We start from the raw sequence: 14,999 nt of genomic DNA on the forward strand, positions 1-14,999 counted from the left end.
TACCTGTGGGGCATTGCTGCGCACGTGCAGTGCCGCCAAATTAGCACGGCTGCTGAATAATTAGGCAAGGATTAGCCTTGGTACACCAGAATTCCAACTCGGTTCCTTCGTATCGCCTGGAATATCGCCACGGTTCCTCCAAACCTGTGGTATTCGATGTCGATTCTGAGGAATTTCTCATCGGTTCCATCCCAGGGTGCGACTTACGCCTACCCGGAACAGGCTTGCCAGAGCAGATTTGTATCCTGCGTGCCACATCTCAAGGTTTAGTGCTACGCAAACTGGCTCCACATTTTCTCATTAAAATTAATGAAAAACCCGTCAATGCACCCCAAGGGCTACTCATTAATGAGAATGACGAGCTGCAAATCGGTGGGTCTTTTCTAAAATTATTGCCTGCAAATGAAGCAGGAATGCCTGCACATTGGGCATCAGACGACGACCAGGAAGACATTTCGCAACAGCGGGAACAACTTTTTTCAGAAATTCTTCATCAAAAAAAGTTGCTGCAGCACCAGGAGAAACAACTTCTCGAAGCCACTGAGGAATTGGAACAAGATCGCCTCTTGTGGTACCGGCGTCGGGAAGAGATTGAAAAAGAGATCAAAGCAGCTCAACAGAAGATTGAACTGGCAAAACAGTTGCCTGAACCTGTTCCCCCACTCGATGTGGCACAGATTCGCACCGAGATTCGCAAAGAACTCGATCAGGAATACCGTTCCCACCAGGAAAGATTAGAGCGAATGCAACTGGCCATTCGGGAATCGGCAGTGGATCTGCGGGAACGCAAGCAGGCATTTGAAGAATCCCAACGCAAGATCGACCCACGTCTGAAGCAGTTGGCACAAAAAGAAGAAGAATTGCAGCAAAGAGAAGCCGCCTTCCAGCAATTGCAGACCGCGTTTGAACTGGAAAAGCAGACGCTCGCTGAAAAGTACCGTGCGAAAGATGCAGAACTGCACCGCCAGCAACGGGAAGTGGGGGAACAGGAAACCAAAGCCCGTCAACTGGCGGAACAGGCGGCCCGGGAATCTCAACAATACCAAGCCGATCTGGTGCGTATCGATCGCCAGCGGGCCGCACTGGAACAGCAAGAAGCTACCCACACCAATGAAGTGGTTGCTTTTCAGGAGCGGTGCGTCCAACTGCAAGAAAGTGTGCTGGAATTTCAGGAGCAATTACAACTGTTCGACCAGCGAGAACAGGCAGCCATCCAGAAAGAACAGGAACTAGCCCAGTGGCAGAACAAACTGGAACTTGAACACAAGGAAATTGTGCAGCAGCGGGCACAATTGGAAGCCCAGCAACTCAGCCTTTCTACCGTACGAGCACAACTGGAAGAGGCCCGCGAGCGTCTGGAAGCTGATGAACAGAAACTGGTGCAGGAAAGGTTGCAATTGACCACCATCGCCCAGCAATCGCAGGCGGAATTGCGGCAGGCGGAATTGCTGCGGGAACAAATGGCTGGCGAACGGGATGAACATGCGGAAAGTTACCGCATTTATCAGGAGCGGTCTGCCTTAATGCAGCAAGCCACCGAGCGACTGCGGGTGGCGGAAGAAAATCTGGCCGAACAGGAGCAAATGCTCTCTCAATTGCAGCAGGAATTACAGGAAAACGCCAGAGAACAAGAACTGGAAGCTCAGTCGTTACGGATGCGGGCACAGAGTCTGCTGGAAACCCAGCGTCACCTGGAACAGGAAAGTACCACCTGGACCGCACGTGCCACACAGGTGGAAGAGGAACAACAGGCAAATACCCAGCTTCAGGAGCAACTACGCACCCGTGGGGAGGAATTAGCCCAGAAACAATCAATTCTGGAATTGCGTGCAAAGGAACTGGATGAGCACACCCGCAGTCTGGCCGAACGGGCAGCCACGTTGGAGCAGTTGCAGGCACAATTGGCCGACACCAGACAGCTTTCCGAAGCGGAACTGGCCGAAATCGCCCAGCGCGATGAACAATTAAAGAATGCGGAACTGACGATTGCCCAACAGCGGGAAGAACTGGAAGCGGCCAAACAGGAGTTCCAGGCAGAGCACCAGAAAGCCCAGCAGGAGTTGGCAGTCAACCGCCAGCAGATTGCCGAATTGCAGCAAATGCTCTCCGAACAATCCGCCCAACTACTGGATCAGATGCCCGATCTGGAAAATCGTGCAAAAACCGCACTCGACTTAACAAGTCAGGCTCGCGAAGCCTTGCGGGCCCAATTGGCAGAACTGCATCAATATGCACAACGCTCCAACGAAGAACTGAATCTGGTCAGCAGTCAGATTCAGACCGATTATGCCCGCCTGCGTCAACAGGAGCAGGTGTTGAACAAGTCGCGTTCAGAACATCGTCTGGCGGTTTCCACGTTCCGCCAACAATTGATTGAATGGCAGGCACGTTTCACCGAACTTCGCAATCACCTGCAAAGTGGGAATGAAAAAGTTGATCGAAAGAAAAAGCAGGTCGATGCCGCAACAGAGCAATTGCAGGCACAAACAGCAATTATTCGGCAACAGGAACAGGAAATCGATCTCAAGAGATCCGAAGTCGATCGCCACCTGCACGATATGCGGGAGTGGTTTCGGTCGAAGTTTCGGGAAATTGCCGATAGCCAGTGGTCTCGCCACCGTGCAAGCAATCGGGCGATTCCGATGGCCGAAGAGGTGCCAGCCAGCACACCAGGCGAACCGGTGATTATTCCGATCCACGCTGAGTTGGAAGAAAACGATCAGGCATTGGGGGAACGACTACGTTCTTTGGAATTAATCGACCGCGAAACACTGGAAACCTTGTGGCAGGAAACCCAGCGCAGCCGGAAAAACCTGCGACAGATTTTGTTGCAAGGCGGTTATTTAACGCTCTATCAATTGGCGTTAATTGAATCGAACAATCTGTCCGGCCTGATCCTGGGGCGTTTTCGTGTGATCGATCGCCTCACCAGTAACACGCGGGAATCAATTTATCGAGTGTATGATCCTCAGGTGGAAGACCGCCCTGGTTCCCAAACTACCCGCTTGCTGCGACATCTCAGCGATGTTGAAATGGTGGATGCGCTGCACCCGGATGAATTTGTGCAGCGGTTTGTGGCATTGCGGGATCTCGCCCACCCGAATCTGGTGGGCACACTGGAGATTCTGGATATCCAGGATCGGCCCGCGGTGCTGCAGGAATGGGTGCGGGGCTTTTTATCCAGCGATTGCCCACCCGTAGTGGCAATGCCTGGGGTATGGTATCGGCTGATTCTGCAACTGGCACGTGGCCTGCACGCCGCCCACGAACATAGCCTGTACCATGGCAATCTATCCCACACGGATATCATTTTTGCAGCCAATGGTGTGGTGCGGATTCAGGGCGTGGGCGAGCCAGCCTGGCTGCACCCCGTGAGTGGTAAGGAAGACCCCACAGCATTGGATGATCTGAAGGCGATGGGGCAAGTGGCTGCTTATTGGGCCACTGCAAATCAACGGAAAAAAGGCACGAAAGGAACCGACCTGATCGCACCGGTGCAACAGTTCATTGGCCGATTCCCAGGCGACCATGGGATTATTGTTCCCACGGAAGACCGATTTCAGGATCTCAGCGATGTCCTGCAGGCACTGGCAGAAATGGCAGAACAAATGCCGAAGGATCAAGCCAATTGGGACAAGTTCCTGAAATTCCTCGATGGATCGGCCAGCGATGAACCGATGCTCAAATTATCTGCCTGATTTCAGTAAGATAGCCCAGGTAACCCACCCAACCGGCGAGTCCTGTTCATGCTGCTGAAAATCGCCAATGGCACCATCGTCGATCCCAGAAATCACCCCACCCGCTACGTGGGTGATCTGTGGGTGCTGGGTGGCACCATCATCCCGCCACCGCAAATCAAACAACAGCCAGATCAGATCATCGATGCCAGTGGCATGATCGTGATGCCCGGTGGCGTGGACATGCACGCCCACATTGCGGGGCCGAAGGTGAATTACGCACGCAAACTACGCCCAGAACGGCAACGCTTGCAGCCTCGTGTCGCCCAGGGGTTGCAGCGCAGTGGCACCGCAGGTGTTACCCCCACTACCTTTACCACGGGCTATCTTTACGCGGGCCTGGGGTATACCACTGTTTTTGATGCAGCCGTGCCTGCACTCGGTGCCCGACATGCCCACGAAGAATTTCATGATACACCCGCCATCGACAAAGGCTGTTTCATCCTGGCGGGTAATAACACCTACGCAATGAAGCTGATTCAGGAGCGTCGGCCAGAAGAATTGACCTCCTATCTGGGCTGGTTGCTTCAGGCTACTTATGGCTACGCACTGAAAGTGGTCAACCCAGGTGGGGTAGAAAACTGGAAGCTGGGTTGGGCCCACCAGACCGTGCTGGATAGCGTGGTAGAGGGTTATGGCATTACCCCACGTGATATTATTCAGCAGATCTCCGGTGCTGCCGATCGTCTACAGTTGCCCCACCCGATGCACCTGCACTGTAACCAACTGGGGTTGCCTGGGAACTGGCAAACCACCTTGCAGACGATGCAGGCACTGGAAGGTAGTCGTGCCCACTTGACTCACATTCAATTCCATAGTTATGGTGGGGAGCCAGACGATCAAAGCACATTTTGCTCTCGCGTGCCAGACCTGGTTGCTTATGTGAACGACCATCCCAACCTGAGTATTGATGTGGGCCACGTGGTCTTCGGGCATACCACCTCTATGACGGGTGATGGTCCGCTGGGTAACTATCTCCACCAGGTAACGGGCAACAAGTGGTTTAACAGCGAAACCGAATGCGAAGCCGGGTGCGGCATCGTCCCGATTGTCTATCGCGAAAAAAGCACCGTACACGCACTGCAGTGGGCCATTGGTGTCGAATGGTACCTGCTGATGCAGGACCCCTGGCGAATTGCAATGAGCACCGATCACCCCAATGGTGGCAGTTTTACCGCCTATCCGGAAATGATTGCGGTGCTGATGGACCTGGCCTATCGCAAAGAAGTGCTGGCTCGGCTGCCAGAAGCAATCCGCGGTAAATCATGCATCCACGACCTCGACCGTGTTTATTCTTTCGAAGAAATTGCAATCATCACGCGGGCCGCCCCTGCAAAGTTACTTGGTCTACCCAACAAAGGCCACTTGGGCTGGGGTGCGGATGGAGATATCACCATTTATCAACCGCAAGCAAATATCAAATCGATGTTCGAAGCCCCACGGTATGTCATCAAGTCAGGTGCTGTCATTATCAACCATGGGGAATATGTGCGGGAATATTTCGGCAAAACGATCCATGTTCAACCCACATTTCAGACCGATTTCCTGCAGGAATTCACCCCCTGGTTTGCGAACAATTATTCATTGTCGCTGGCAAACTACCCTGTGACCAGTGATTATCTGCCCCACGGCACCATTCCTGTAAAATGTGGGTGATGAAAATTGCGTAGCTATGGATCCGATATTACCTACATAATGTTTTTACATCACCAACAACAATGGCGGCAAATCACTCTTCATCATAATCAGAATAGGTTCGATACCTTCGAGGTGGATTGCGATACCATTGAAGCATCTCTGGGTTGGTTTGCCGAATTATTTGACTTAGCTTAGTTTGTTCGGCTTCAGTTTCTGGAATAAAGTCACGATAATCCCTTATTCTTGCAAGATAATGATAACCGCAATTCCAACATGTCTTTAACGTTTCTTTTCGAGTCCATCCACCGATCGTAATCCAGTATAAATGAAAGGCAATAAATCGCTTTTGTATTGAAAATGCATGTACTCTTTGACAATAAGGACAAAAATCTGCGACGACACCTAATTTTTCAAAATAATCTTTCTCTCCCCAGATAATGAACATGTTGATTCCAGATTAATTGGGTCAGTTATTTCATCTACGATATCATATATTTGCCACTTTTTCTACTTTCTAATCAACGAAAACTATCATGAATTGAATCAACTACAGTCTACTTCTGCAATGAATAGAGCAGTGCTGCGGTGGCCAGACGGGAGGCGCTTTCCGGGTCGTAGCCTTTACAGGCACTGGAGCGGTTTTTTTCCAGGGCACAGCCGATATCGATCTTGCTGTAAATGATTACCCAGCGGTCGTTGCGTTTAATCCCTTCCAACATCGGCTTGACATCGCGGAAGTTCGCTTCAGCAGAGCCATCGTTCTTTTCCAGCCGGGCACGCACCTGGGATATCTGCTGGCCATTCAATTCGGCGCTATACAGCAGATCGTTCTCCGGGATGGTCACCAGCTTTTCGCCCGGAAACACTTTGTCTGTCAGTTGGCGAAAGGCTTTATCAAAATCACTGCTGCCACAACAGGCATCGGCCAGCAGGGTGCCCCCTGCTTCCAGATGGGCACGCAGGTTTTCTGCTTCGTTCGCATCGATGGTAAAACGCCCTTTGCCGTGCATGTACAGAAACTTATGGGCCCACAGTTCCGGGCCACGTCCAGGACGAACTTCCTGTTTGGCCAGCGATACATCCAGCTGAAACTTGTCGCGGGCATACAGTGCCAGGTTTCGCATCGCATTTTTCGCTGGCTGCCAGTCGCCACCATCGTGGCGAATCTGGGCAAGTTCAATCAGGTATCGAGCACCTTTTGGTACTTTCTGGTCGTTGTCCAGGATCTTCTGCTTATCCAGGCGAGGGCGGGGTGGTTCCAGCCCAGTGGCGTAGGCAATGATGTTTCCCGCCAGGCGATAGGCCATCCGGGCCCGATCGGTATTGACGACAATCTCATTGGGCTTTGGCATCAACTGGCCATCTTCCCAGAAACCTGCCAATGGCTGTGGGATAAACACCACCACCGTTTTGCAGCCACGTTCAATCGCATGGATGCGTTGTGCTTCCGGGATTTTTTCACTTTGAAACATTTCTGCCGGAATCAACGTGTGGGAAGACCAGATTGGGTGCGTTGGTGCCAATGGCAGCAACGGCGATTCATCGCCAAATACTTCTTTGTCTGCCATCAACTCTCGAAAGCCTTTCGCAAACTCCGGACTGCCACAGCACGCCTCGGCCATAATAAAGCCACCTTCATCCACATAGCGACGCAGCAAGCGTTTCTGGGCCGTTGTCAGTTGGGGTGCTTCGTGTCCGTTGATATACAGCACAGGTGATTGCAGCAACGTGGCCAGTTCATCATCAAATACTGCCTTGTTGGTCAGATCGGCCAGGCGGGGGTCGTAATTCTGCCACGCAAGTGGCTGGCGTTTGAACAGTTCCCGCGAAGAATATTCCACCAGGTGCCTGGTGTCGGAATGCTTGCGATTCCAGCCGGAATTAATGCCCGGGCGATCTCCCTGTTTATCGTAAGCGAACTTGCTAATCAAAATCGGCGTGCGGCCTTTTGACAAAAACAATAAGGCAAAACTGGTGGAAATTATCGAGTCACCATCAATGCCATTGCCAGAGCCCCATTCCCCACCTGGTTTCTGGTTCAGGTCCGAAACTTTGCGTTTCCCATCCTGCGTCCAACCTGTTAACAGCTCGCACCCTTCGCGGTACCAGTCGGCATCGCCAAGAAAGCGTTTGCCAGATAAACGCCCCAGCCGTTCGATGCCATAGACATTGTAAAACGAATGTGGTGTAAGTGTGAAAGCCAGATTTGCCCCCACCCAACGGTGGCCTTTCGCCAGTGCATCATCATCGGGGTAGACACCACAGTTTTTGGCAATTCCTGTCTTCGTATCTAGTCCTTGCAGGTTTTCGCCAAGTTCCTGGTTGGAAATATACAGGCCGCACAATCCTGCGACGGACATCGTCAGTGATAGTTTGTTATCCGCATTGTTGTTGTAAACCCAGCCTGCCTGATCGAGACCTTCACGATTTCGGCCACCAGGCACCTGACTTTCGACGTAGTATTTGTGAATTGCTTCCCATACTTTGCGATCGACCTTGGCGCCTGCTTCCTGGCCAGCCCATAGACCTAGCATGGCGTATTGCGTATTGGAATTGTCACTCCAGCTACGCTCGGTAGCATTGTACGTCCAGCCTTGCAGCGAGCCTCCGCCACCGAGTTTGCCGCCTTTGGTGACGGCAGCATCAATCAGCCAATTGACGTTACGCTGGATCAGGTTCAAGTCTCGGACATCACCGGCCTGTTGCAGCACCATTGTTTGCAGGCCCACCACGTACGTGTGCATCGGGACCAGGCTGCGAATATAGGTCAGGCCCCGTTTTACCACGGCATCGTCTGTGGGAACACCCGCAGTCAGCAGGGCCAGCATTGCCAGGCACGATGGTCCGCCTGGCTGCGCCACTGTAATGGTGCTGGATTCCCAATCCCAACGGTCGCCCCCACCGAAGCGTTGTTGTTCCTTCAGGAATTTGATGCCACGATCCATCGATTGCCGCACGCGGGCTGCCAGTGCCTCTTCGGCAGACGCACTTCCGGCGAACATGCTGATGGTCAGCAGACAGATCAGTGGTTTCATCGTACTATTCCCTCGCAAACTTACTTAACTAATTGTAGGCGATTCCCTAACCAGGTGTGGAGCAAAATCCGCTGTCACTGGTGGCAGGCAGTCCTGCCCAGGAAAGGTGTTTTCCCCACTGTCTCATCAGGTGGGAGTACCTTGCAAAGCTTCATCGCCAGTGAACAAATCCGAATGCCAGATTGAGCATGGAAATTATTTCACTCTATATTAATATATCCAGAAGAATTCTATAAAATGCAATTTTGTTCAGTTTTGTTGCAACACAGCCTCAGAAAATATGCCACAAGTTCTTAATTTGAAAGAATTTGTGACAATAGAAAAAATTTTGGGAATTTTTGCAAAATAGCGATCACCCCCACAGATTGCGGGAGAATTTATAGTGTACAGAAATGCAAAATCGGTTACTTTTTCTCAACTGGGGTGCCTGGTTTCCAACCCAGAACCACCGTCGTCGGTGCTGCAGGCTTTTGACTCAGGCCAAAAGAAAAGTGGTTTGTTGTTGTGGCATTCACCTGTGGATCCAGGCCATCGAGAAATTCGTCCGCACTAAGCAGTGTGTCTGGCTGTCCGTTGAATGCATAGGCCATCGGAAACAGATATCGCTTCGGTTTTAATGAAGAAACAACTTCGCGTGCCATTTCACCATTGATCATGTAGACACCGCCCACGGGCACAAAGAGCACATCAACTGGGCCAATTGCTTCGATTTCTGCCTTCGATAGTGTGTGGCCAAGGTAGCCGAGGTGGCAGAATGTGACCCCTTCCATCTCGACCACGAATGTGGAATTTTTGCCCCACTTTTTCCCTTCTAGTGCATCTCGATAATTCCCAACGGTGCGTATCCGATAGGTTTCCTCGCCCACTGCACTTTTTTCGTCGATCAGGTTCCAGTCCCACGGTTTACCAGGATTTGCTTTTTTGTACCCACGAAATACTTTCACTTTACCGGTATCAGCACCTTCGATGCTTTGTTCCAGACGATCTTTGTCCGCATCGGGGTGACATTGGCAGACAATATCTGCTTTGACCTTACCTTCCCGAGGAAACTCTTCCATCACGTGGGGATCAAATGCCACCACTCGCCCGGAAGGTGAAGTAATGGTGAAAAAAGCCTGGCCATACCAACGCACGGTGAATTGCTTGTCCGCATCTTTTGGCTGAGCTGAACAGATGGTGGCTAAGCCAAACAATACTGAAAATAATGAGATTATTTTCATGGTTTTCTCCTGCAAATTGCACGCACTCGTTACATGCCAGAAGTACAAACTGGCTATTAATAGTCTATAGCAACATGCAACCGACTGTAACCCGTCAGAAGGAGTAAATTAACATCTCTTGGTGCCCGGCAAGAAAGTAAGCTAGTGCGGTTTTCGAACATTTGTGATCACGGCTGTTTCAGGCTTATTGTCTTTTGGCCCTGAAGGGGCCAAATTTATTATCCAGCCAGCTCAATTCCTGTTGTTCACTACAAGAATTACAGCATTAAGTAATTGTCTCTAAGGAAAGATTCGTCGAATTGAACTCAAAATACTGAAAACCGCTCTAAGCAACACAATTCTCACCAGCGTGTTTACTGATGCTGCACCACCTGTTGCAGCTTGCGGCGGGTGCGCCAATAAACATCTTCCATCAGAATGTGGGCGAATTCACCATTTCTGCCCACGCTGTGCAGACCATCGATGCCACTGGACTGGGCAAACTGCTGGCGACGCTGTTCATATTCCAGCGAATAAATCGGGTACGCCAGTGGGGTGCGTAGTACTCGACAGCCCCGATAGCGACTGCGAATATCCGGAATCAATTCCTGCAGATGATCCACACAGTAATTGCCAAGCTCATCATCGGACATGGTCCAATGGCCATCGCCCACCTTACTGCCGATATCCACTGTCAGCAGTGTGGAGCCTTCTGGTGCACTCCATGGCATCGACAGTGGGGTTTCGGTCAGTCGGAAGTAGGGCAGGTGCTTTTCGGGAGTCCACAGCACCACATCAGGCAGCAAGCCACGTCCATTGAGCCGCAGATTCACAAAAATCATCGCACGGTATTTGAATTGGGCCAGATCATCCAGTGTGGTGGTGCCGGAAACCAGTTTGGGCAACACATGCACGGGTGCGGTGCTGATGACGGTGCTGCACGGGATATCCTGTTCGTTTACCCGCACACCCACCACGCGTTCCTGTTCCACATAGATTTTCTGCACTGGCGAACTAGTCTGCACCGAATCCATCACATCGCGGGCCATGTGGCCCAGCATTGCCCCCAGCCCACCATTGGGATAAACATGCCACACGTGGGGAGATTCCTGCAACGTGGTGGCATAACCCACTGCGACAGTGCGTTTTGTCCAACTGCCCGCCATCCGCAGCATGATGGTGCGGAGAATGCCCGACGTCATTTTGTTGCCCACTGCAGGCGATAATTCGTTGCCCGGCAGGCCAGACCATGCTTCAGTCAGTGGAATTGCTATTTCACGAGCCAGATTGTCGCCATATGCTTCGCGAAACCAATCAGCGACATTGGTAGCCGGGTGTCGATTCAATAGCCCTTTGAATTTGGAAGCCAGAGCACTCAGCATGTAACGTGGTTGAGCCAGCAGACCGAAGGGATAACGGGCCACTTTGTGCCGCAGCCAGACACTTTCTCCGTATCTTGGGACATTACGACAGTTCGCCGAATACCCCACTGCGGCTGCCAGGCGAGTGGTAATAAAGTGGGCCCCGAAATCGTACGTAAAGCCATCTTTATCGTGAAAACTCTGGGCAAGGCCGGCCAGTTTTGGCCCTGCCTCAAATAAACGGAATGGCACCTGATGAGATCGCAGGTAGCGTGCTGCTGTCAGACCTGCCAGCCCCCCACCGAGAATGACTATGGGGTGTTTCATCGCACTGCCTCCGATGAGTGGTGGGGTTTTTCGAAGATTCCATGCAGGATCGATCCTTTGCCAACCCATTTCAGCATGGTATCCAGAATGGTGAAGATTCCTAACGAAACGGGCGAATGCAGCGTGAAGCGACGCACTAGCCACTTCGGTGCCTGCCAGTCGACCAGCAGATTATGGATGGAGTAGACCCAGTTTACCGGACTGGTAGCGGTGCGTACCGAAACCGTCTGAAAGCCTGCTTTTTCAGCCAGTTTTGCAAGTGAACCGCGATCGAACAGATACCAGTGCCGTGGGAAGTGATACCCACCCCAATGTCGGCCACCAAAAATCTGAAAATCGAACCCGGCGGTGCTGTCGGTGACAATAATCAGTCGCCCACCTGATTTTAATAATTCTGCCGCCCGTTTGAGTAATCGATCCGGGTGGGCCACATGTTCTACCGTCATGATTAGAAAAATGCGGTCGTAATGCTGTGTAGGCAAGTTTACTTCGTGCAGATCGCCGTGCTGCACATTAAGACCGCGTTTCTGGGCGGCAGCAACCGCACGTGGATCCAGATCCAGACCACTTAACTGCCAGCCAGACTTGCCGTATTGCTGCAATAATTTCAGATGGAAGCCATCGCCGCACCCGACATCGAGAATCTGGGCGTTGTCTGGCAGGTTGCGGCACCACTTCAGCAGGCGTTTGGCTTCCAGCCGGCAGCGAACCTTGTAAATGAAGCCAAAATCTTCTTCCTGAAACTGGAAAGCGTGGTAATTGTTCGGGTAAATTCGGGCAAATTCCGCTTCATCCGGCCGCGGATTCAGGTAAACCACCCCACAGTGGGGGCATTTCACAGCCAGAAAAGTATCCGGACAGGTGCGGTATTCAAAATCTTCGCCAAGCCCCACTGGTTCTGCATCATCGGTGCCACATATGCAGCAATGTGCGGGCACTAATGTTAAACCTGGCAGTGTAGGTGAAATTTGCGGCCTGGTTGCGGGTAATCGCTCCGTTTCCGGCAATTGAGTCATCACATTCATTCAAGCAGTCCGTGCGTGCGAGTCACAGGAGGGTACATTGCAAATATAGACCATCAGATCCCTTCTGGATGGGTGAAAAGTGGGAGATTCTGATGAAAAATAACGCCAAAATGAGAATTAACTCATGAAAATCTATTCTTTTTCGTCTGCTGGAGCACCTTTTTGTTCCCGCAGATAGTTCTGCCGTTGGAATTGATATTCTTCCGGCGTGGGCAGTTGCAGCTCAATCAATTGTTCTTTGCTGTAGCGGTCGAACATCTTTTGCAGGAAAGGGATGCACCAGCCACAGCCGGTACCAGCACCCCCACATTGGGATAACTGGCTGGCTACTTTGGGATGTTCAAAGCGCAGAAACTTTTCCAGTTTCCGGCGGGAAACGCGAAAGCACAAGCAGACGTTGTCATCTAAGTCCATACTGCGTAACTACTTAGCAACGCCAGTCGCTGAAACGGAAACATCCAAACTGCCCAGATCGGTTACGATGGTCAGTTTGTGCTCTTTCAGCCCGACAGTGGCGGGCTGGCAGGAAATGGAAACCGATTGCGAAACCCCACCGATGCTCATTCCGGGACTGGCGGTAAATTCTTCGGTCTGGCCATCGATGCGGATAATTTTGAACTCTTTGCTGGCACGCACAATAATGTTGCGTGAGTCTTTTTCGCCCACAATAATATTCTGAAATGCAATATTATTGGATGGCAATATACTCAGCGGTGCCCGCACAATTGCCTGAACGGAAACCGTCAGGTTCTGCCGATCATTCGTTTCCAGGGTAATCTGCTCGTCTAAATCGCCCACGGGTGCATCCTTGCTGAGCGTGGCGGTAATCACATATTCCAGTTTGCCGGTTTTGCCCCACCGTGGGATCGCTGTTACTTCCAGCATCTCTTTATTAAAGGTCACGCGATCAATCTGCCAGTTCGGCACGGTGCCCTGATAGGTCAGCACCAACGATTTCGGCTGGGTGGTAGTGCCCACAGCGATCTGGCCGAAATTGATCGACCCAGGGGTGTAGACAATGTCCGCACGGCTGACAGCAGTCAGTTCCAGCACTGCAGTAGATTTAAAAACTTCTTTGGTCTTCGGATCGGTACCTGCGAAAGTAATTGGCAGCGATACCCGCTTGAAGCCAGTCACTTTGGAAGTATCGATCTTCACTTCCAGAAAACCTTTCTGCATTGGTTCCAGTTGGCGGGTGTAATCGGAAATGCTGATGCAGTTGCAACTGGGCTTCAGTTCTACAATATCCATGCGGACTGCATACAGGTTAGACAGGGTAAAACGGTGCACCTTCACAGTACCTTGTGGCACGGTGCCAAAGTTGTGCTGAATGACAGGTGGGGGTGCGGTATCTTTGCCGGTAAAAAACTTGTTTGCCCACGGTCCGGTGGCGCCTTCTTGTGCAGAAAGCACCAGACAGGTGCATCCCAGAAGTAATACCGAACAAAACTGCCGCATCAGGTTCTCCCTCTGCATATCCGATTCGAGTTTTCTTAACAGTATAGTTTACTTCGTTTTTCAAGTACCGTGGGGATATCCACACAAAATAGACGAAAAGAAATCGTTAGCACGATAAAATGGATCAAATCAGTTCGTCAGCCCGCAAAACAGGGCAGAATGGGTAGTTTGTGCGGATTTTGCAGCCCCGCCATTAATCGTTCCACAAGCCATGAATTAACTGCAGGCCATCAGTGTACACCTGCTTCGGATGTGGGAAGAGATCGCGCCAGACTCGAGTTGCAGCAGCCAGGTCGGGTAGAGCCCGCCCAAACGCTTCAATCACCAGCCAGCCATCGTAACCAATCCGTTTCAGGGTCGAAATCGCTTCGTAAAAGTTCACCTGGCCGGTGCCCGGCGTGCCACGGTCGTTCTCACTGATGTGAACATGGCCCAGTACGGGTGCCACCTGATAGATCCCCCAGTCCTGACTTTTTTCTTCGATGTGGGCGTGGAAGGTGTCGAACATGGTCTTGAAATTGGGGTGGTTTACACGGTGTACCAGCGAAACTGCATCGGCGGCGGTGGTCAGGAAATAGCACTCGAACCGGTTCAGGTATTCGATGCACAGTTGCACTTTGGCCTGCACTGCGTATTCCGCCGCTTCCCGCAGTACATCGGCTGCCCGGTTTTTCTCATCTTCGGTGGGCGGCAGACCAGAAAACACTCCCAGCGGGGAATGGAACGGCCCCACCATATTTTCGGCACCCAGTGCGTGGTTGCAATCGATCGCCCACTTCAGGCGGTCGAGGGCTGCCTTCCGCACCCCTGCATCAGGACTGATCGGACTGGTTTCAGGGGAAACAATCGTCACTGTGGTGCACGATAGACCCAGATTATCCAGTTCTTTCTTGATTTTGCCATAATGGGCGGGATCGCCATCAAAAATAGGGATTTCAACACCGTCAAAGCCCGTCGCCTTGATGTCGGCCATAATGGGAAAATGCTCTTCGGTGATAAAGCCAGACCAAAGCAGCAGGTTCATTCCAGTTTTCATGTCGAAGTCTCGGAGAGAAACGAAATAGTTGCGAATGGGGCTATTTTGCTGCCAGGGAACTTAAAAACAAGTGTGAATCCACCCCACCGCACACAATCGGAACAGACTGCGCCAAATTAGCTGGGCTGGGATCAGGACTGGTTTGAAAGTAAGGTCCTCCGGCCTGAAACAGCCCCAGCCTGG

Annotated in this window: 10 protein-coding genes; 2 read left to right on the top strand and 8 right to left on the bottom strand. The window is 51.6% G+C overall.

Annotated features, from left to right (window positions below; genetic code table 11):
* Positions 1-77 precede the first annotated feature (77 nt).
* Together R3B84_15415 and R3B84_15420 are read left to right on the top strand one after the other, a co-directional pair.
* A complete protein-coding gene (locus tag R3B84_15415; GenBank protein ID MEZ6141959.1) occupies positions 78-3,698 on the top strand; it encodes a hypothetical protein in 3,621 nt (1,206 codons plus the stop codon).
* Positions 3,699-3,746: 48 nt separating this feature from the next.
* Positions 3,747-5,393 (top strand): formylmethanofuran dehydrogenase subunit A, encoded by a 1,647-nt coding sequence (locus R3B84_15420; protein ID MEZ6141960.1) that lies wholly within the window; start codon positions 3,747-3,749, stop codon positions 5,391-5,393.
* A gap of 73 nt (positions 5,394-5,466) precedes the next feature.
* Here R3B84_15420 and R3B84_15425 read toward each other — a convergent pair whose 3' ends face one another.
* The 8 genes from R3B84_15425 to R3B84_15460 form a co-directional block, all read right to left on the bottom strand.
* Positions 5,467-5,820, bottom strand: a complete 354-nt coding sequence (locus R3B84_15425) for a hypothetical protein (GenBank protein ID MEZ6141961.1) — start codon at positions 5,818-5,820, stop codon at positions 5,467-5,469.
* A 109-nt stretch (positions 5,821-5,929) separates the two neighbouring features.
* Positions 5,930-8,410, bottom strand: coding sequence for a DUF4159 domain-containing protein (locus R3B84_15430; GenBank protein ID MEZ6141962.1), 2,481 nt, complete (start codon positions 8,408-8,410; stop codon positions 5,930-5,932).
* Positions 8,411-8,814: 404 nt separating this feature from the next.
* Positions 8,815-9,630, bottom strand: a complete 816-nt coding sequence (locus tag R3B84_15435) for an MBL fold metallo-hydrolase (protein ID MEZ6141963.1) — start codon at positions 9,628-9,630, stop codon at positions 8,815-8,817.
* A 353-nt stretch (positions 9,631-9,983) separates the two neighbouring features.
* The gene (locus R3B84_15440; GenBank protein MEZ6141964.1) at positions 9,984-11,297 is read right to left on the bottom strand and encodes an FAD-dependent oxidoreductase; all 1,314 of its coding nucleotides are present in this window, start codon (positions 11,295-11,297) and stop codon (positions 9,984-9,986) included.
* On the bottom strand, positions 11,294-12,322 hold the full coding sequence (locus R3B84_15445; GenBank protein MEZ6141965.1) for a class I SAM-dependent methyltransferase: 1,029 nt from the start codon (positions 12,320-12,322) through the stop codon (positions 11,294-11,296). The genes R3B84_15440 and R3B84_15445 overlap by 4 nt, the downstream gene beginning before the upstream one ends.
* Positions 12,323-12,454: 132 nt before the next feature.
* Positions 12,455-12,736 carry a (2Fe-2S)-binding protein gene (locus R3B84_15450; protein MEZ6141966.1) on the bottom strand — a complete coding sequence of 94 codons (282 nt, stop codon included), beginning with the start codon at positions 12,734-12,736 and terminating at the stop codon, positions 12,455-12,457.
* 9 nt (positions 12,737-12,745) lie between these two features.
* Positions 12,746-13,780: a DUF1573 domain-containing protein gene (locus R3B84_15455; GenBank protein ID MEZ6141967.1), complete on the bottom strand. Its 1,035-nt coding sequence runs from the start codon at positions 13,778-13,780 to the stop codon at positions 12,746-12,748.
* Positions 13,781-13,973: 193 nt separating this feature from the next.
* On the bottom strand, positions 13,974-14,804 hold the full coding sequence (locus R3B84_15460) for a sugar phosphate isomerase/epimerase (GenBank protein MEZ6141968.1): 831 nt from the start codon (positions 14,802-14,804) through the stop codon (positions 13,974-13,976).
* Between the last annotated feature and the right edge of the window lie 195 nt (positions 14,805-14,999).

The sequence above is a fragment of the Zavarzinella sp. genome, from assembly GCA_041399155.1.
Classification (GTDB): domain Bacteria; phylum Planctomycetota; class Planctomycetia; order Gemmatales; family Gemmataceae; genus JAWKTI01.

Coding starts and splice junctions, on each gene's coding strand:
- R3B84_15420 (MEZ6141960.1), top strand. CDS start 3,747: ATGCTGCTGAAAATCGCCAATGGCACCATCGTCGATCCCAGAAATCAC.
- R3B84_15425 (MEZ6141961.1), bottom strand. CDS start 5,820: ATGTTCATTATCTGGGGAGAGAAAGATTATTTTGAAAAATTAGGTGTC.
- R3B84_15430 (MEZ6141962.1), bottom strand. CDS start 8,410: ATGAAACCACTGATCTGTCTGCTGACCATCAGCATGTTCGCCGGAAGT.
- R3B84_15435 (MEZ6141963.1), bottom strand. CDS start 9,630: ATGAAAATAATCTCATTATTTTCAGTATTGTTTGGCTTAGCCACCATC.
- R3B84_15440 (MEZ6141964.1), bottom strand. CDS start 11,297: ATGAAACACCCCATAGTCATTCTCGGTGGGGGGCTGGCAGGTCTGACA.
- R3B84_15445 (MEZ6141965.1), bottom strand. CDS start 12,322: ATGAATGTGATGACTCAATTGCCGGAAACGGAGCGATTACCCGCAACC.
- R3B84_15450 (MEZ6141966.1), bottom strand. CDS start 12,736: ATGGACTTAGATGACAACGTCTGCTTGTGCTTTCGCGTTTCCCGCCGG.
- R3B84_15455 (MEZ6141967.1), bottom strand. CDS start 13,780: ATGCGGCAGTTTTGTTCGGTATTACTTCTGGGATGCACCTGTCTGGTG.
- R3B84_15460 (MEZ6141968.1), bottom strand. CDS start 14,804: ATGAACCTGCTGCTTTGGTCTGGCTTTATCACCGAAGAGCATTTTCCC.